This window comes from Rhizobium sp. CNPSo 3670 (assembly GCF_057784555.1).
Map to the genome: position 1 here is coordinate 61,458 of NZ_JBXSOL010000022.1, position 17,985 is coordinate 79,442.

Sequence of the window (17,985 nt, forward strand, 5' to 3'; positions counted from 1 at the left end):
CACTTCATCCTATGCTGAAATTTCGATGCGCCGGCCTGTCTTGGCGCTTTCGATAGCTCCGAAGACCATCGCAAGGCTTCTGATATTGTCGGAATTGACGGTCTCGGGCTGCTTGCCGGTGCGGATCGCGGCGATGAAATCGGCGATGACGCTGGCATGGCCGTGGGTTTCCTCATCATGTTCCGGACCGGAAACGTTTACGGAAACAAAGCCGCGCAGGAGACCGGGTTCTTCGCCGGCGACGGCTGCCTCGAAATTCTCTTCGCCGTCCCAGGTCAGCATTCCCTTCGAGCCGACGAGACGCCATTGGCTTTCCCAGCTGGTGCGCTCGCCTTCGGCGCACCAGGAGCCGCGATAGGTGAAAACGATATCATCGGAAAATTCGAAGATCGCGTTTGCCGAGGCGCCATGCCGATACCAGGAACCCTTCGGGTTGCGCTCGACGCAATAGACGGCGAGCGGCTTCTTGTCCGCGACGTAGCGCGCCGCATCGAAGGTATGGATCGCCATGTCGAGCAGCAGCACACTGTCCATCTCCTCGCGGAAGCCGCCGAAATGCGGCGCGAGGAAGAAGTCGCAGTGAATGGCGGTAAGCTCGCCGATCGCACCGCTGTCCACGAAACGGCGCAGGCGCCTGACCCCCGGTATGAAGCGTCGGTTCTGGATGACGGCATGGATACGGCCGGTCTCTGCGGCGAGATTGATCAGCGCAGCGCCTTGGTCGAGCGAGGCCGCCATCGGCTTTTCGCTGAGTACGTGGCAGCCGGCCTTGAGTGCGATCGAAACGACATCGTACCGGGCGGACGGAATGACGATGTCGAAGACGAGATCGGCCCTCGTGACAGCAATAACTTCGGACAGGTCAGAGCCGATGACAGCGCCTTCCAGGCCGAACTCGGCCGCGAGCTTTTCCGCCGTCTCCCGGTTCAGGTCGACGAGGCCGACGATGGTGATGGACTCGGCGAGTTGTGGATTGGACGCGATGGCGCGCAACCAACCTTTGGACATAGCTCCGCACCCGCACAGAATGGCACTGAATTTCACGATTTCCTCCGAGGGAATGGCGCCCAACTCTCCTGGTGACACGCATCCCGTAAACGTTTACGACTGTAGGCGAAAACATTTTATGCTGTCAATAGAGGCAAAAAGCGAAAATGCGGAGCAGAGGAAAAGCGCCAGCAGCGAGAGGCATCCGCCAGCTTGCCGAACACCTAAATATCTCGATCGGCACGGTCTCCCGCGCGCTGAACAACAAACCTGACGTGAACGAGGAAACCCGCCGGCGCGTGCTGGCGGCGGCCGAAGACCTCGGCTACGTCGCCAATCAGTCGGGACGGAGCCTTCGACAGGGAGAAACGAAGGTCATCGGCTTGATGATTGAATCCAGCCAGGAAGTGGTCGAAAATGCCGACAACTTTTTCCTTGGGGTTACCAGCGGGCTGCAGCATTGCTTTGCCCGCCATAAGCTCGACCTCCTGATGCTCCCCTGCCCGGCCGATGAGGACCCGCGCGAATATCTGAAGCGCATGGTGGCGCGACGTGTCGTCGATGCGATGATCATCTCCAACACGCAGCGAATCGATCGGCGCATCGATCTTCTCTCGCGCGCGAAGATTCCCTTCGTTGCTGTCGGCCGCAGCCTTTCGCCCGGCAAGTTTCCCTGGGTCGATCTCGATTTCGAGGGCGTCGCCGAACGTGCTGTCGAACGGCTGGTTGCGCACGGCCATCGCCGGATCGCCATCACGGCGCCGTCGACCGAGGCCAATCTCGGCTACCTCTTTGTAGACAGCTATCGCCGTGCGCTCGAACGTCACGGCATCCGTTTCGATCCCTTGCTGGTCATTCGCGTCAAGTCGAGTGAACAAGGCGGCTACCACGCAGCGCATGAACTGCTGCAGCTTGAAGACCGGCCGACCGCAGTCATCTTGATCTACGAGATCATGGCGATCGGCCTCTACCGACGGCTGATGGAGTCGGGTGTCCTCCCCGGTCGCGACCTCGCGGTTATAGGTTTCCGCGATGCCCCGCGCGCACGCTTCCTGCAGCCCTCGCTCAGCTGCTTCCGCATGTCGCTCCATGATCTCGGCATCGCGATCGGCCAGACGCTTCTCGCCAGCATGCCGGCCTATCGCGCCTCCTATCCGGATGGCGGCCGCAACATCATCTGGCCGCTGGAACTGGTACCGGGCGAGAGCGACACGTTTGAGGTCGGGGCTCCAGCCTGATCGTCTTGCAAAGTAGACACGATGTAGTATATTTGAGCATAAATGTAGTATGGATCTTTCGATGAGAATGTCCTTCATGACCAGCGCCGCCTTCAACCAGAATCCGAGCAAGGCGAAGAAAGAGGCGAATGAGCGGCCGCTCGTGATCACCGATCATGGCGAGGCAGCCTATGTGCTTGTCAGCTACGCCGAATTCCAGGCGAATTGGAAAGCGCCGAAGACGCTCTTTGCGGCATTGCGCGATCCTCGGGCGGATGAGCGAGAATTCGAGCCTGAGCGGCTTGGCTTCGACGGCAGGACCGTCGAGTTCTGATGGCATTCCTGCTCGATACGAATATCATTTCCGCTGCGCGCAGGGTCGAACGGCAGGCGCAGGAATTCCAAGACTTCATGAAGGAATTTTCCGTTGCCGAAGCCTATCTCTCGGCGATCACGATCATGGAAATCCAGTTCGGCATCCAGCGTGAGCGGACAAGGGATCCTGGCTTCGCCGAGGATCTTCGCCGCTGGATGGACGAGATCGTGCTGGCGGAATTCGCCGGACGCATCCTACCCTTCGATACCGCGACGGCAAGCCGAGCCGGTCTCCTGCCGACCGCAGATAAGCGTCCCTCCGCCGATGCGATGATCGCCGCCACGGCGCTGGAGCACGGGCTGAAACTCGTGACGCGCAATGTTGTGCATTTCATCCCGCTCGGGGTCGAATGCATCGATCCCTGGCGCTTTGCCGGCACGCCGGGTTGAGCACTCGCGAGCCGTTGTTCATGCGCCTGCGGCGAAAAACCGGTTCTCCGGCCGTGGCAATCCGAGATGCTCGCGCAGTGTGGTGCCCTCGTATTCGCTGCGGAACAGGCCGCGGCGCTGCAACTCGGGAACCAGCCGTTCGGTGACGTCGGTGAGGCCCTGCGGCAGGTAGGGGAAGACGATGTTGAAGCCATCCGAGCCTTCTTCCTCCAGCCATAGTTCCATCTCGTCCGCGATGCTTGCCGGCGTGCCGACGAAGGCGAGGCCGGCATAGCCGCCGTAACGCTGCGCCAGCTGGCGAACGGTCAGCTTCTCCTCGGCGGCGAGCTTCAGCACCTGTGCCCGGCCAGTCTTGCTGGCATTGGTGTCGGGAATATCGGCCGGCAGCGGCGCGTCGGGATCGAAGCCGGAAACATCATGGCCGAGCGCGATCGACAGCGAGGCGATGGCGCTGTCGTAATGCACAAGGCTGTCGAGGGTGGCGCGTTTGGCGCGGGCCTCCTCGATGCTGTCACCGACGATGACGAAGGCGGCCGGCAGGATCTTGAGATGGTCGCGATCACGGCCGATCGCTTGCATGCGCCCCTTGATATCGGCATAGAGCGCCTTGCCCGCGGCCAGTTCGCGCGGCGAACAGAAAACCACTTCGGCGGTCTCGGCTGCGAGCTGACGGCCGGGATCGGACTGGCCGGCCTGCACGATGACAGGCCAGCCTTGCGGCGGGCGGGCAATGTTAAGCGGCCCGCGAACGCTCAGTTCCTCGCCCTTGTGGTTAAGCACGTGCATCTTTTCCGGATCGAAGAACAGGCCGCTTTCCCGGTCTCGGATGAAGGCATCATCGGCGAAGCTGTCCCAAAGACCGGTCACGACATCAAAGAATTCGCGCGCACGATGATAACGCTCGCCATGCTCCACGTGCTCGTCTAGGCCGAAATTGAGCGCGGCGTCTGGATTGGACGTGGTGACGATGTTCCAGCCGGCACGGCCACCGCTGATATGGTCGAGCGAGGCAAATCGCCGGGCGATGTGATAGGGCTCGTCGAATGTGGTGGAAGCGGTCGCGACGAGGCCGATGCGCTCCGTCACCGCCGCCAGCGCAGACAGCAGCGTGAACGGCTCGAAGGAGGTCACGGTGTGGCTGCGCCTCAGGGCCTCGACCGGCATATTCAGCACGGCGAGGTGATCGGCCATGAAAAAGGCGTCGAACTTCGCCCGTTCCAACGCCTGCGCGAAGGATTTCAGGTGTGCGAAATTGAAGTTGGCGTCGGGATAGGAGCCGGGATAGCGCCATGCGCCTGTGTGCAGACTGACGGGACGCATGAAAGCGCCGAGGCGCAACTGCCGTGGGGTCATGATGTTCCTCATGGATTGGGCACGGCGGACGCCTGCCCCGGATCTCGGATACGTAGGAATGCGATGAAATCAAATCGAGGCCGCAAGCGGCATTTTCAGCCGCAAACTTTTCCGGCGTTCCAAGTGGCACCGCAGCGCGACCCTTCCTCCCAGACCGTAATGGCGCGGGCGGGAGGCTGATAAGCAAACAATTTTTATTTTCGATGACATCTATAGAATTTGTACTCTTATCTCGGCGCCCGATTTCTTTCACCGATAGCATCGTCAGTATTGGAGGCATCGATGAACAGCGTGCTGAGGCAAGCAGACCAGATTCGGCCAGTGGCCGCACGTATCGGCAGCGACGAGGAGGCGATCGCCACCGCGCGGAAGCTGGCTGCGCTATTTGCGGCGCGCGCCGCCGAACGTGACGCCGACCGGATCCTGCCTTTCGCTGAGCTTGATCTCCTCGCCCAGTCCGGACTCCTCGCGATCACCGTGCCCGCGCAATTTGGCGGGCTCGACGTTTCCAACGCCGTGCTTGCCGAGATCACTGCGATCCTGTCGGAGGCCGACGGTTCGATCGGCCAGATCCCGCAGAATCATTTCTATATTCTCGAGGCGCTGCGAACCGATGGCAGCGAGGAGCAGCAGCGCTATTTCTTCGGCCGCGTACTGGCCGGTGATCGCTTCGGCAATGCCCTTTCCGAGCGCGGCACCAAGACCGTCGGCCACTACAACACGCGCATCACCCGTGACGGACCCGGCTACCGGATCAATGGCCGCAAATTCTATTCGACCGGTGTCCTCTTCGCCGACTGGATCACCGTCTTCGCGCTTGATCCGGAAGACCGGCTGACCATGGCTTTCGTGCCGAAGGGCACCGAAGGCGTTGAAATCGTCGACGACTGGGACGGCTTCGGCCAGCGCACCACCGGCAGCGGCACGACGATCCTCGACAATGTCTATGTCAACGCCGATTCCGTGGTTTTCCATCACAAGGGCTTCGAGCGGCCGACGACGATCGGCTCGGTGGGGCAGATCATCCACGCGGGTGTGGATCTCGGCATCGCGCGGGCAGCCTTCGCCGCAACACTGGATTTCGTCAGGACGAAATCGCGCCCCTGGATGGATAGCGGCCTCGATCGCGCCTCAGACGATCCCCATACGATCGCCAAGGTGGGGCAGATTGCCATCCGGCTGGAGGCGGCGACGGCACTGGTGGAACGTGCCGGTCACAAGGTTGACGCCGCGCAGGTCGAGACGACGGAGGAAAAGGTGGTCGAGGCGACACTTGCCGTTGCCGCCGCCAAGGTGCTGACGACCGAGGTGGCGCTCGAGGCTTCCAACACGCTCTTCGAACTTGCCGGCACCTCGTCGGTGCAGATCGGCCTCAATCTCGACCGTCATTGGCGCAATGCCCGCACCCATACGCTGCACGATCCCGTGCGGTGGAAGTACCATGTCGTCGGCAACTATCACCTGAACGGCGTCAGGCCGCCAAAGAACGGCGCGCTCTGAATTCGAGCCCCCATAAAAACCCGCCGCCGGCGCGCCGGCGGTGGGTTTGCTTTCATGGGGGGCGTGGTCGCCTCAGCTGTAGAGGCTGACCTCCGGTATCTTATCGTTCAGCACGAATTCGCCGACTTCCTTGGCCTTGTAGAAGACGGGATCGTGCAGCGTATGGGTGCGGACATTCCGCCAGAATCGGTCGAAGCGGTATCTGTCGGCCGTCGAGCGTGCACCGGTCAGCTCGAAGACGCGCGAGGTGATGTCGAGCGAGACATGGGTGGCGTGAACCTTGGCGGCATAGGCTTCGGCCGCCGCTTCGCCGCGCTCGCGTTCAGTTACCTTCAGGCCACGGGCAAGGCCAGCCTGCACCGCAACGGCTGCGCTGTCGGCAAGGGCTGCCGAGGCCTTGAGCGCCGCGGTGAATTCGCCGACACGTTCGAGGATATAGGGATCGTCGGCCGCCCGCTCTACGCCCGAGGTGATCCACGGCCGGGTGGTGGTGCGGACATAATCCACCGCCGCCTGCAGCGCGCCTTCGGCGGTGCCGAGATAGAAGTTGACGAAGACCAGCTGGATGAAGGGCGTGTTGAAGGTTGAAAGCACCGGCGCGGCGGCATCAGGTGCGGCGGGGGCGCCAACGAAATCCTCCTCGTAGACGGGAAAGTCGCGGAATTCGACGCTGCCGCTGTCGGAGAGACGCTGGCCGATATTGTCCCAGTCGTCATTGGCGACATAGCCCGGCCGATTGGTCGGCACGGCAAAGCCGGCGATCTTGTCGTCGAGCGCCGCATTGGCGTTGATGTAGTCGGAGACACGCGCCGCCGTGGAGAAGGACTTGCGTCCGTTCAGCACGTAGCCGTTGCCGCGGCGGGTAAGCACCAGACCGGGATCGCGCGGGTTGACGGCGGCGCCCCAGTAGAGGTTCCTGGCGACGGTTTCGCTGCCGAGTGCATGGGCACGCGCCGGATCGAGCGCCCAGTAAATGTACTGGCTGTTGACATAATGGTAGCCGAGCAGCTGGCCGATCGAGCTCTCGCCCCGGGCGAGGATGCGCACCAGCTTCAGACCGCCGACCCAGTCGAGGCCGCCGCCACCAATCTCGGTAGGATGCAGCGCATTCAGCAGCCCGGCATTCTTCAGCTTGACGATTTCAGCGAGCGGCGGACGACCGTCGCGATCGAGGTCTGCGGCGCGGCGGGAAAGGTCGGCCGAAATCTCCTCGGCACGGGCAAAGAGGTCTTCTCGCGTCGGGTTGCGGCTCACCGCGAAGACGACATTGGACTGGCTCATGGACGGGGCTCCAATTCTCCAAAAAGATGATCCGGCGGGAGCCGAGTGCTCCCGCCGGAAGGATCGCGCTGAAAAGCCTTAGAACAGCTTGTCCGGGATCCAGCTCGCGGTCGCCGCATCGCTCGTGCTGAAGGCCGGGATCTTGGCCGCCAGGTCCTCGATCGTCTTGACGCCAGCGGCGCGCAGGCTTTCCTGCGTCAGAAGGGTCGGCTTGACGGTAATCTGATGGGGAACCGTCTGTCCGGCGATTTCCAGCGCCGCAGCGCGGATGGAGACGGCGCCGACGACGGCAGGATTGGTCGCCACCGTTGCGACCCAGGGGCTGCCCTCCTCGGTGATCTCCTGGATATCGGCTGTGGAAACGTCGGCCGAATAGATCTTGAGTTTCTTGGCGATGCCAAGGTCGTTTGCGGCAAGTTTTACGCCGCGGGCGAATTCGTCATAGGGCGCGAAGACGACAGATATATCCGGATTGGCGGCCAGCGCGGCCTTGGCCTGGTCGGCGGTCGAGGTCGCCGTCGTGTCGCTGACATTGCCGAAGCGGGCCTTTTCTACGACGCCCTTATTCTCCGACTTGAATTTGTCCCAAACTTCGTTGCGGCGGTCGAGGGGCGCAAAGCCGGCGACATAGACATAGCCCGCTTTGAATTCCTTGCCGTTGTCCTTTACCACCTGCTCGAGAGCGAGGGATGCGAGTTCATGGTCGCTCTGCTCGACCTGCGGAATCTTCGGGTTGTTGAGGTTGACGTCGAAGGCCACGACCTTGATGCCCTTGTCGAGCGCCTGCTGGACCACGTCGCCGAGCGATTCCGGCAGGCCGTGGTCGATGACAATGCCGGAGACGCCGAGATTGATCGCCTGCAGGATCTGTTCTCGCTGCTCGGCGGCATCCTGCCGGCCGGGGAAGACGCGCAGGTCGATATCCAGAGCCTTGGCCTGGGCCTCAGCACCGGCCTGATATGCCTGGAAGAAATCGCCCGCCGAGATATAGCTGATCAGCGCCACCTTGACGCCGCCCTTGTCGAAGGGTGCCGGAGCACCGGACAGGCCGTCGGCGTGTGCGCCTTGAATGAGAATAAACGGAATGACGGCGGCGGAGAGTGCGAGCCGTGCGAGGGATTTCATCGTCGCGTTCCTTCTAACAATCGGAGGCGTCGTCTGACAGGTTCCAGCCCTCGCGACGCGTCGATTTATTAGATATAATATCTATACTTTTAGTAGATTAAATGATCCGATTTTGCCGGCTGCGGGAGATTCTTTGTTTCCCGGGCATAGTTCACCAGGGAAATGCGTGCCTGGAATTCGCTCCCACGAACGGGGCACAATTCCGCTTCGAATGCAGTTCCGGATCTTGTCGATGCCGCTTCTTCACATTGGAAACATCACCCGCAGTTTCGGGTCGACGCGGGCGCTGGCTGGCGCGGATCTTTCTATAGAGCGCGGCGAGATCGTGGCGCTGATGGGTGCAAACGGCGCCGGCAAATCGACACTGGTAAAGATCCTTTCCGGGGTGCTCGCGGCTGATGGCGGCACGATCCATCTCGAGGGCCACCCTTTCGCGCCGCGCAGCCCGGCCGAAGCGGCGAAAGCCGGTGTCGTCACCGTACACCAATCGACAGATATTGTCGGCGCGGCGGGACTGACCGTTGCCGATGCGCTGCTGCTTAATCGTTTCGCCGATTGCAGCACACCCTTCTTCGTGTCACGCGCCGGCATCCGCCGCGCCGCACAGGCGATGCTCGATGCCGCCGGCTTCAGCCTGCCGCTCGACCGTGATTTTGGGGAACTTACCAGCGCTGACCGGCAACTCGTGGCAATCGCCCGCGCACTTGCCAATCGCGCCGATCTCCTCATTCTCGACGAGCCGACGGCAAGCCTTTCCGGCGAGGAAAGCCGACGGCTGTTCGATATTTTGCTGAGGCTGCGCAAGCGGGGCCTAGCGATCCTCTATATCTCGCATCGTACAGCCGATCTCGAAGCGATCGCCGACCGTGCGCTCGTCATGCGCGGCGGCCGGGTCGTCGGAACCTTCTCGCGGCCGATCGATTTTTCGAGTGCCATCGAGACAATGATCGGCCGCAAGCTGGAAGCGGCGCGGCCTGATGCGCGGCCCGCGATCGGCCCGGCGATTTTCGAAATGCGCGATATCAGCCTGCTGCCGGAAGGCGCGACCTTCGACCTGTCGCTGCATGAGGGCGAGGTGGTGGCGGTCACCGGCGTGCTCGGCGCCGGCAAGAGCAGGTTGCTCCGGGCGATCTTCGGCGTGACGGCGCTTCAGCGTGGCGCGATGTTTCTCGACGGCCGGCCGTACCGGCCGAAGAGTGCGGCCGAAGCAATCGCGGCGGGTGTCGCCATGGCTGCCGAAGACCGGCATCGCTCTTCGCTCATGCCCCCGGCGTGGCCTGGCCATTCACTATCGGCGACGATCAGCCTGCCGCATCTTGGAAAATGGTATCCCAGCGGTTTCCTTGTCGGCGGGCGTGAACGCCGCCAGGCCGAACAGGCGATCACCCGTCTGGGCATCAAGGCCGCCGGGCCGCTCGCATCGATCTGGTCGCTCTCCGGCGGCAACCAGCAGAAGGCGGTGATCGCCCGATGGGAGGCGGAGCCAAGCCGGCTGCTGCTGCTCGACGAACCCTTCCAGGGCGTTGATGTCGGCGCCCGCCGCGACATTATCCGGGCCATCCGCGCCCGCACCGACCGGGCGACGCTGATTGCGACCTCCGATCCGGAGGAGGCCTATGAGGTGGCCGACCGCATTCTCGTCATCGACCGCCACGTGTTGAGACCTGCGGCCGACGATGCCGCCCCTCATCCTGAGATCCAGGGAATATCCGTATGACGACGATCGACGAAGAAACCGTGCCGCAGGCAGGCGCCGTGCCGCGGGCCGACCGCAATCCACTGGCCGCCCTCGGCGCGTTTCTGCGTGCGGGCGCGGTCTTCATCCTGCTTGCGCTCCTCGTCGTCGGCTTCACCATCGCCGAGCCCGCCTTCATCAATATCGCCAATCTGATGAGCATTCTGCAGGCGGTTTCCGTGGTCGCCATTCTTGGCGCCGGCGTCACCGTCACGCTCGCCGTCGGCGGCTTCGATCTGTCGATCGGCGCAGTCGCCGCATCGAGCGTCATGGCGGCGAGTTACGCGATGATCGTGTGGGGCTTCGACGCTTATGCGACGGTGCCGCTGGTCCTCGCCTTCGGCGCCTTGGTCGGTCTCGTCAACGCCTTCCTCATCGTCCGCCTGAAGGTGCCGGACCTGCTGGCGACACTGGCGATGATGTTCCTGCTCTCCGGCCTGCAGCTGATCCCGACGGCAGGCCGGTCGATTTCTGCGGGTCTCACCTTGCCCGACGGCTCGAAGGCAACCGGGGCCTACGACCCGGCCTTCCTGCTGATCGGCCGCTACAGCATCCTCGGCACCCTGCCCGTTTCCGTGGTGCTGATGGCCGCCGTCGCTGTTCTCCTTTTCATCCTCACCGAGCGCACCCGCATAGGCCGGCTGCTGTTTGCGACCGGCGGCAATGAGGTCGCCACCCGGCTTGCGGGAGCCTCGACTGTCAAGCTGAAGACCCTTGCCTATGTCCTGTCGGGCACGCTGGCATCGCTCGGCGGCATCGTCATCGCCGCCCGTGTCGGGCGCGGGGACGTCTCTTCCGGCGGCTCGCTGCTGATGGATTCGGTCGCTGCCGCACTGATCGGTTTCGCCGTCCTCAATCTCAGGCGTCCGAACGTGCTCGGCACCATCGCCGGCGCCGTCTTCGTCGGCGTGCTCTTGAACGGTCTCACCATGCTGAACGCCCCCTACTACACCCAGGATTTCGTCAAGGGCGCCGTGCTCGTCGGGGCCTTGGCCCTGACCTACGGCCTCGGCCGTAGCAATCCTTAATTTCAAGGAAGAAAAGACATGACCCGCCAAATCAGGCTGAACGCCTTCGATATGAATTGCGTCGGACATCAGTCGCCGGGGCTCTGGCGCCATCCGCGCGACAAGTCCTGGACCTACAAGGATCTCGACTATTGGGTGCATCTGGCAAAGACGCTAGAGCGCGGCAAGTTCGACGGGCTGTTCATCGCCGACGTGCTCGGCGTCTACGATGTGCTGAACGGCAATGTCGATGCGGCACTGCGCCATTCCGCGCAGGTGCCGGTCAACGATCCGCTGCAGCTCATCCCGACGATGTCTCACGAGACCGAGCATCTCGGCTTCGGCCTGACCGCCTCACTCTCCTTCGAGCATCCCTACACTTTCGCCCGGCGCATCTCGACGCTTGACCACCTGACGAAGGGGCGTGTCGGCTGGAACATCGTCACCTCCTATCTCAACAGCGGCGCGCTGAATATCGGCCAGCCCGCGCAGACGAAGCATGACGATCGTTACGATCTCGCCGAGGAATATCTCGAGGTCTGCTACAAGCTGTGGGAGGGCAGCTGGGAGGACGGTGCCGTCGTTCGCGACCGGGAAAGCGGTATCTTCACCCATCCGGACAAGGTCCATCCGATCAACCATTCCGGCAAGCATTTCAACGTGCCCGGCATCCATTTGAGCGAACCCTCACCGCAGCGCACGCCGGTACTCTACCAGGCCGGCGCCTCCAGCCGCGGCAAGGATTTCGCCGGCGCCCACGCCGAATGCATCTTCGTCGCCTCGCCGTCAAAGGCCGTGTTGAAACGCTATGTCGCCAATGTCCGCGAGGCAGCCGAGCGCGTCGGCCGCAACCCACGCGAAATCCTTGCCTTCAACCTGCAGACTGTGGTGCTCGGCGAGACGGATGCCGAGGCGCAGCGCAAGTTCAACGAATACCGCAAATACGCCTCCTTCGAGGGCGCATTGACGCTGATCTCCGGCTGGACGGGCATCGATTTCGGTCAGTTCGCACCCGATGAGGTGCTGCGGCATCGTCATACCAATGCGGTGCAATCGGCCGTCGAGACCTTCACCACGATTGATCCCACAAAGGAATGGACGGTGCGCGAAATGGCCGATTGGGTCGGCGTCGGCGGCTTCGGTCCAGTTTTCGTCGGCTCGCCGCAGACAGTCGCTGATCTGATGCAGGAATGGATCGAGGATACCGATGTCGACGGATTCAACCTCGCCTATGCCGTGACGCCCGAGAGTTTCGAGGATGCCGTCGACCTGCTGGTGCCGGAATTGCAGAAGCGCGGCGTCTACAAGACCGAATATGCCAAAGGAACGCTGCGGGAAAAGCTTGGAGGAGCAGGCCCACGGCTTGTCGCGCCGCATCCGGGGGCGGCCTACCGCAATCTGTTTAGCGAACCGGCGCGCCTGGCCGCCAACGGTTGAACAAATAATAGCTGCTGAAAAAATGTCTCGCGAACCCCGATCATTCGAATTTTATTGAGGCCGTCACCGAGCCATGCGACGCCGACCCCCACAGCGCTTAGGTAAGCGGGTCGTCCGCGGGTGCCGCCGCCGCTTCAGAGGCGATGTGGCAGCATTCGGCCGCTGAATATTTGGCTCTTGATAATCGCGTGCTCGCAAGGCAGGAGAGTGGCATCGCGGAGACTGGATGCAGATGACGACATTGGCGGATTCGCAGGGCCTGGAGATTTCGCACGAGGGGCATCACACCCGTCTGAAATGGCACCGGCTGCGCAAGCGCGTTGCCGATCCCCTGTTCTCCGCCGAAGTGATGGCGGAAGGTTTTGCGGCAGGCGCCTCGATGGAACTCGATCTGCGCGTGCGTGCCGACGGCGGCTTCGCCGTGCTGCACGACAGGGAGCTCGAAGGTGAAACGACGGGCCGCGGACCAATCGCTGCCAAGAACGTTGCCGACCTCCGCGATGTCAGGATGAAGGACGGCGCCCGGCCGCTGATCCTTAGCGAGGATCTTGCCGACATGATGCAGTCAACGCATCCGGCCGCATTGCTGCAATTCGACATGAAGGACGATTACGAAGCTGTCGGCACCCGCGGCATCGAGCATCTTGCGGTGCATTTCCGTGACATCACCGCCTCGGTGATCGTCAGCGGTGGCAGTCTCGACCTCATTGTGGCGGTCAAGGAAAAGCTTCCACATCTGCTGCGCGGCATCGATCCGACCGAGAAACTTCACGATATCTGTCAGGCCAGCGGCTGGAGGGCGGCCGAAATGGAACTGCGCGCCGACCTTCGCGGTCCGACCGAACCTGATACCGTCTATCTCCACTGGCAGCTGATCCTTGATGCCGCCGAGGATGGCTTCGACCTGATCGGACTCTGCCGGGACGAAGGCAAACGCGTCGATGCATGGACCTTCACCTTGAAGGATCCGGAGGCTGGATTCAGCGATGCGGAATGGCGGAACTTTTCGGCGCTGATGGCCCTGAAGCCGGACCAGATCACCACCGACGAAGCGCCGGCGACCGAACGCGCATGGCGCCGTCGCATCCCCGGCTAACTGGCGAGCGTCAGTCCCGCGCTCTCAAGGATGAAGGCAAATTCACCTGCGAGCCCCGGCGCATGGGCGACGACAGGGCCGCCATCGGCAAGTAGGCTGCCGACCGGCGGCATCACAACCGTGGCGCCGGCCTCTTCGGCGATCAGCGCACCGGCGAGCATATCCCAGGCATTGAGGTGACGTTCGTAACAGAGGTCAGCGGCGCCCTCGGCGACGCGCACAAGGTCGATGGCGGCTGCGCCCATGCGCCGATAATCCATGCCGCGCTCATGTAGTCGCCTGGAGAGCGCGAGATACTCGTCGAAGCTCGTTTTGCGCGAATGCCCGAGAATGATGAGCGCACTGGCGGGATCGGCAGTCGTCGCCGCATGGATCGGCAGCCCATCCTTGAAGGCGCCGCCGCCGCGAACAGCGTGAAAGACTTTATCCTCAGCAGCGTCGTAAACGACGCCGATCTCGACCTTGTCGCCGACGACAAAGGCGATCGAAACGCCCCAATAACTAAAGCCCCTAATATAGTTGGTCGTGCCGTCGATCGGATCGACGACCCAGGTGCCGGCTCCTTCCGATTGCCCGCCGCTCTCTTCTCCCATGAAGGTATCGCCGGGGAAGCGCGAGATGAGCCCCTGGCGGATCGCCTGCTCCGCTCTCCCGTCGGCGATGGTGACGAAGTCCTGCAATCCCTTGCTTTGAACGGCGAGAGTGCCGGGATCCGACTCGCGCCGGAACCTGGCTGCCTCCCGTCCAACCTCGAGCGCGACAGCAGTGGCGGCCTCAGCCCGTGCACGGATGGCAGCGGCGTCGAATGCGGCATTCATCAGGCGGTCCTTCTTCTTATCAATGTCACCGGCGTGGACTCGACACGCGCCGTCAGCTCCGGTTCGGCCATCCGGCTGATCAGCAGGTCGACGGTTTGTTCTGCCTGGATGTCGCATGGCTGGCGGATGGTCGTCAGGTCGTAGGCGGTCCACGCGGCCTGGGGGATGTCGTCATGGCCGATCATGCGGAGCGGCGGCGCCTCGTCGCGGCTCCTGCCCTGCATGACGCCGTCGATCACCCCGCAGGCCATATAGTCGTTGGCGCAGAACAGCCCATCGACGCCGGATGCGGCCAGGTCGGTTGCCGCGTCATAACCGCTCCGATAGTCGTTGATTTTGACCTGCAGGAACTGCCCCTCAACGCCAAGCTGCTTGCAACGGGCGATGAAGGCCTCGCTGCGACGTCGCGCCGTATAGGATCTGGCCGGGGCGGCCATCACGGCGGGCTTACGCACGCCGCTATCGATCAGATGGCTGGCCGCCAGATGACCCGCCATGCTGTCGTCGGAGATGATGCGGTCGACAAAAGGAATGTCGTTGCCCTTGTTGATCAGCACGATCGACACGCCTTCGGCCGCGCATTGTTCGCAGATTTCGGTCGGCGGTGCGTCCGATGTGACGATGACGCCTGACACGGCGTAATGCAGCAACTGGCCAATGACCGTTGAAGTATCCGCCTCCTGTGAGGTTGGCAGCAGGATCGGGCGGAAGTTACGGGCGAGCAGCGCCCGAGATAGATGCTCGATCTGCAGCGTGCGGAACGGGTTGTCGAAACCCGCGGCGACGAGACCGACGAGATCGGAACGCTTGTTGGTGAGGCTTCGCGCAAGATAATTCACTCGATAGCCGAGTTCCTTGGCGGCCTGATAGACCTTCTCGCGCGTTTTCGGCGAAACGCTGGCATCCGGCGTGAAGGCGCGCGACACGGCGGCGCGCGAGACGCCGGCCACCCGCGCCACGTCGAAGGAGGTTACCTTGCGCGGTCCCTTGACCTTGTCAGCCAAGTGCTTTCTCCTTCGTCGTCGGCGGCCGCATCAGATCGGGCAGATCGGTGCAGATGCCGAGAACCGGGAGTTTCATGAGGTCATCGAGAATGGTCCGCCGCTCTTCGTGCCAGAGCACGATCTCGCGGCCCACCTCGAAGGCACGATGCAGCAGCGACTCGGTCACCAGATCCTGCGGACGCTCCCCTGCCCTTTCCCAGCAGAGATGGAGGATATCTGCGCCGGCCTCATCACCGAGAGCATGCGGATCGTGGCCGACGCGGATCAGCACCGAGAGCGGAAAATCGCAGGCAGCGTCCCTGAGTTCGCGCACCTGAGCGGTATCGAAGGAGCCAAGGGAGGCAAAGCGCTGGTTCATTTCGACAAGGTGCTGCCAGCATCGGATGCCGGTCCCCGGCGCCTTGAGCTCGACATAGAGGCCGGTCCCCGTCTCTCGAGCGAGAGCGGCGACCTCTGAAAAGCTCGGCACGTCGACGCCGTCAAGGTCGGCAAGCTCCGCCGCCGTCATTTCCGAGATGCGCCGGTCGATGCCGTAGACCCGGTCCAGATGGTCGTCATGCGAGACGACCACCACGCCGTCGCCGGTCAGCTGCGTGTCGAGCTCCCACATCTCCGCGCCGAGTTCGGCTGCGCGGCGGAACGCGGCGAGCGTGTTTTCGCGTTCATGGCCGCTGGCGCCGCGATGGCCGATGCAGAAGGGAAGCCGGCCCTTGGCCGTCGGCCAGCCGTAACGTTGGAAGAAGGCTGAAAAATCGCGGGTCATCAGAGCCTCGTTCCGTTCTCGTCGAAGACGAACACGCCGCGGCTGTCGATCCCCCAGGCGACATCGTCGCCGACGTGAATATCGTTGCGCGCCGGCTGGATCGAGCGTAGCAGCGGCCCGCTGGCAAGACGCACGTCGTAAAGATTCTCTCGCCCTTGCGTTTCGGCGAAGGTGATCTTGCCGGTCACGGTGATGTCGCCGGCCGGCGTAAAATGCTCCGGCCGGACGCCAAGCATCAGCTTGCTGCCTTCGGCGGCGCCGATCGCGTCGGGCAACGGCACCCGGATCTCACTTTCCGGAATTGCGAAAGCGCCGTTTTCCATGACGCCGCGCAGGAAGGTGATCGGCGGATTGCCGAGAAAGCCGGCGACGAAGGCGGTCCTCGGATCGTTGTACATCTCGGCCGGCGTGGCGATCTGGACGATCTCGCCCTCTTTCATGATGGCGATGCGGTCGCACATGCTCATCGCCTCCACCTGGTCATGGGTGACAAGGATGGCGGTGATGCCGGTCTCGCGCTGCAGGCGTCGGATCTCCGAGCGCATTTCGAGGCGCAGCTTGGCGTCGAGGTTGGCGAGGGGTTCGTCGAGCAGCAGCACGTCGGGCTTCCGGATCAGTGCCCGGGCCAGCGCCACACGCTGCTGCTGGCCGCCGGAAAGCTCGGCCGGCCGGCGGCTCATCAGATTGCCGATGTGAACCAGGGCTGCGATACGATCGACCTCTTTGCGGATCTCGGCGGCAGGCGCGCCCTTGACCTTCAGAGGAAATCCAATGTTCTCGGCAACCGTCATATGCGGGTAGAGCGCATAGGACTGGAAGACGACACCGACATTGCGGGCTTGGCTCGGCAGGTCCGTGACATCCCGATCGCCGAAAAGGATGCGTCCGCCGGTCGGCCGGTGGATGCCGCAGACTGCAAAAAGCGTCGTCGACTTGCCGCAGCCGGACGGGCCAAGCAGCGCCAGCATCTCGCCGCCGGCGACCTCGAGCTGCATGTTCTCGATGACCTTGGTGGAGCCGAAGCTCTTCGAGAAATTGTCGAGGAGGATGCGCATCAGCCTTTGCTCCCGCCGCCGTAGATGTTCATGAGGTATTTATTGAAGAGCGCGTAAGCGATCAGCACCGGAATGAGGTAGAAGAGGCCGACCGCCTTGAACATGTTGAAATCGTAATTGTTGTCGTCGGCAAGGAAGCCAGCGAGATAGACCGACAGCACCTGCACCTGGTTGCCCGGCGCCAGCACCTGCGGCAGGATGAACTCGCCCCAGCCGGACAGGAAGGAGAACAGGCCCAGCGCCATGATGCCGGGCTTGACCTGCGGCAGCACCAGGCTGCGCCAAACTCTGAAACGCGACGCGCCGTCGACGACGCCGGCCATTTCGATTTCCCAGGGCACGGTATCGTAGAACCCCTTCATCAGCCAGATGCCGAGCGGCAGGTCGATCGCCGCCTTCACCAGGATGACGCCGATCAGCGAGTTATAGAGGCCTATCATCTGCAGCACGATGAAGATGGCGATGATCAGCGTCACGGAGGGGAAGGCATGCAGCACCATGACGCCGGCAAGGAAGAAGCCACGCGCCGGCACGTTCAGGCGCGAGAGCACGTAACCGGCCATCGACGAGACGATGAGCACGACGCTGGTGGTGCTGGCTGCAAAGAGCAGCGTATTCACGGTCACCTGCCAGATGTTGGCTTTACCCGGCGTCGTCTGCCACAGGAAACGCCAGTGATCGAGCGTCAGGCCCGACGGCAGCAACGCGTCCTGCTGCTTTATTGTTACGGTGTCGAGGAAGAGATAGACATACATCAATAGCAGCGGCAGGCTGACGATGGTAAGCGCCGCCATGACGGGCCAGCTGCTGTAATTTGCCGAGGGTTGGGATCGTTCGGCCAT

The 17,985-nt window shown here is 62.7% G+C and carries 17 protein-coding genes; 8 read left to right on the top strand and 9 right to left on the bottom strand.

The window, feature by feature from the left end; translation table 11 throughout:
• Window positions 1–9: 9 nt before the first annotated feature.
• Window positions 10–1,044 carry a Gfo/Idh/MocA family protein gene (locus AC13QO_RS21675; RefSeq protein WP_488541771.1) on the bottom strand — a complete coding sequence of 345 codons (1,035 nt, stop codon included), beginning with the start codon at window positions 1,042–1,044 and terminating at the stop codon, window positions 10–12.
• Between the two features lie 110 nt (window positions 1,045–1,154).
• Between AC13QO_RS21675 and AC13QO_RS21680 the strand changes: the two genes are divergently transcribed.
• The 3 genes from AC13QO_RS21680 to AC13QO_RS21690 all read left to right on the top strand — a co-directional run bounded on the left by AC13QO_RS21680 (window position 1,155) and on the right by AC13QO_RS21690 (window position 2,969).
• Window positions 1,155–2,225 (top strand): substrate-binding domain-containing protein, encoded by a 1,071-nt coding sequence (locus AC13QO_RS21680; RefSeq protein ID WP_488541772.1) that lies wholly within the window; start codon window positions 1,155–1,157, stop codon window positions 2,223–2,225.
• A gap of 61 nt (window positions 2,226–2,286) precedes the next feature.
• A complete protein-coding gene (locus tag AC13QO_RS21685; protein ID WP_198175596.1) occupies window positions 2,287–2,538 on the top strand; it encodes a type II toxin-antitoxin system Phd/YefM family antitoxin in 252 nt (83 codons plus the stop codon).
• Complete coding sequence (locus tag AC13QO_RS21690) at window positions 2,538–2,969, top strand: type II toxin-antitoxin system VapC family toxin (RefSeq protein ID WP_085781549.1); 432 nt, start codon at window positions 2,538–2,540, stop codon at window positions 2,967–2,969. Before AC13QO_RS21685 ends, AC13QO_RS21690 begins: the two co-directional genes overlap by 1 nt.
• Before the next feature lie 18 nt (window positions 2,970–2,987).
• On the opposite strand, the gene AC13QO_RS21695 is transcribed toward AC13QO_RS21690, so the two are convergent.
• Window positions 2,988–4,322 carry an LLM class flavin-dependent oxidoreductase gene (locus tag AC13QO_RS21695; protein WP_488541773.1) on the bottom strand — a complete coding sequence of 445 codons (1,335 nt, stop codon included), beginning with the start codon at window positions 4,320–4,322 and terminating at the stop codon, window positions 2,988–2,990.
• A 282-nt stretch (window positions 4,323–4,604) separates the two neighbouring features.
• On the opposite strand from AC13QO_RS21695, the gene AC13QO_RS21700 reads away from it, so the two are divergent.
• On the top strand, window positions 4,605–5,822 hold the full coding sequence (locus AC13QO_RS21700) for an SfnB family sulfur acquisition oxidoreductase (protein WP_285192448.1): 1,218 nt from the start codon (window positions 4,605–4,607) through the stop codon (window positions 5,820–5,822).
• 72 nt (window positions 5,823–5,894) lie between these two features.
• Here AC13QO_RS21700 and AC13QO_RS21705 read toward each other — a convergent pair whose 3' ends face one another.
• Entirely contained in the window at window positions 5,895–7,103 is a 1,209-nt protein-coding gene (locus AC13QO_RS21705; RefSeq protein WP_488541774.1) for an acyl-CoA dehydrogenase family protein, read from the bottom strand.
• 78 nt (window positions 7,104–7,181) lie between these two features.
• Window positions 7,182–8,228, bottom strand: coding sequence for a substrate-binding domain-containing protein (locus tag AC13QO_RS21710; RefSeq protein ID WP_085781553.1), 1,047 nt, complete (start codon window positions 8,226–8,228; stop codon window positions 7,182–7,184).
• 232 nt (window positions 8,229–8,460) lie between these two features.
• Here AC13QO_RS21710 and AC13QO_RS21715 point away from each other — a divergent pair, with 232 nt between their 5' ends.
• The 4 genes from AC13QO_RS21715 to AC13QO_RS21730 all read left to right on the top strand — a co-directional run bounded on the left by AC13QO_RS21715 (window position 8,461) and on the right by AC13QO_RS21730 (window position 13,503).
• Window positions 8,461–9,945 carry a sugar ABC transporter ATP-binding protein gene (locus tag AC13QO_RS21715; RefSeq protein ID WP_085782047.1) on the top strand — a complete coding sequence of 495 codons (1,485 nt, stop codon included), beginning with the start codon at window positions 8,461–8,463 and terminating at the stop codon, window positions 9,943–9,945.
• Window positions 9,942–10,991 (top strand): ABC transporter permease, encoded by a 1,050-nt coding sequence (locus AC13QO_RS21720; protein WP_085781554.1) that lies wholly within the window; start codon window positions 9,942–9,944, stop codon window positions 10,989–10,991. Before AC13QO_RS21715 ends, AC13QO_RS21720 begins: the two co-directional genes overlap by 4 nt.
• An 18-nt stretch (window positions 10,992–11,009) precedes the next feature.
• Complete coding sequence (locus AC13QO_RS21725) at window positions 11,010–12,407, top strand: LLM class flavin-dependent oxidoreductase (protein WP_488541775.1); 1,398 nt, start codon at window positions 11,010–11,012, stop codon at window positions 12,405–12,407.
• Between the two features lie 226 nt (window positions 12,408–12,633).
• Window positions 12,634–13,503 carry a glycerophosphodiester phosphodiesterase gene (locus AC13QO_RS21730; protein WP_488541776.1) on the top strand — a complete coding sequence of 290 codons (870 nt, stop codon included), beginning with the start codon at window positions 12,634–12,636 and terminating at the stop codon, window positions 13,501–13,503.
• Here AC13QO_RS21730 and AC13QO_RS21735 read toward each other — a convergent pair.
• The 5 genes from AC13QO_RS21735 to AC13QO_RS21755 are packed head-to-tail and all read right to left on the bottom strand — an operon-like array spanning window position 13,500 to window position 17,985.
• Window positions 13,500–14,321, bottom strand: coding sequence for an inositol monophosphatase family protein (locus AC13QO_RS21735; RefSeq protein WP_488541777.1), 822 nt, complete (start codon window positions 14,319–14,321; stop codon window positions 13,500–13,502). The genes AC13QO_RS21730 and AC13QO_RS21735 overlap by 4 nt on opposite strands.
• Window positions 14,321–15,325, bottom strand: a complete 1,005-nt coding sequence (locus tag AC13QO_RS21740; RefSeq protein WP_488541778.1) for a LacI family DNA-binding transcriptional regulator — start codon at window positions 15,323–15,325, stop codon at window positions 14,321–14,323. Before AC13QO_RS21740 ends, AC13QO_RS21735 begins: the two co-directional genes overlap by 1 nt.
• The gene (locus AC13QO_RS21745; protein ID WP_285194394.1) at window positions 15,318–16,088 is read right to left on the bottom strand and encodes a glycerophosphodiester phosphodiesterase; all 771 of its coding nucleotides are present in this window, start codon (window positions 16,086–16,088) and stop codon (window positions 15,318–15,320) included. The genes AC13QO_RS21740 and AC13QO_RS21745 overlap by 8 nt, the downstream gene beginning before the upstream one ends.
• Complete coding sequence (locus AC13QO_RS21750; RefSeq protein ID WP_285194396.1) at window positions 16,088–17,143, bottom strand: ABC transporter ATP-binding protein; 1,056 nt, start codon at window positions 17,141–17,143, stop codon at window positions 16,088–16,090. The genes AC13QO_RS21745 and AC13QO_RS21750 overlap by 1 nt, the downstream gene beginning before the upstream one ends.
• On the bottom strand, window positions 17,143–17,985 hold the full coding sequence (locus tag AC13QO_RS21755) for a carbohydrate ABC transporter permease (RefSeq protein WP_085781561.1): 843 nt from the start codon (window positions 17,983–17,985) through the stop codon (window positions 17,143–17,145). Before AC13QO_RS21755 ends, AC13QO_RS21750 begins: the two co-directional genes overlap by 1 nt.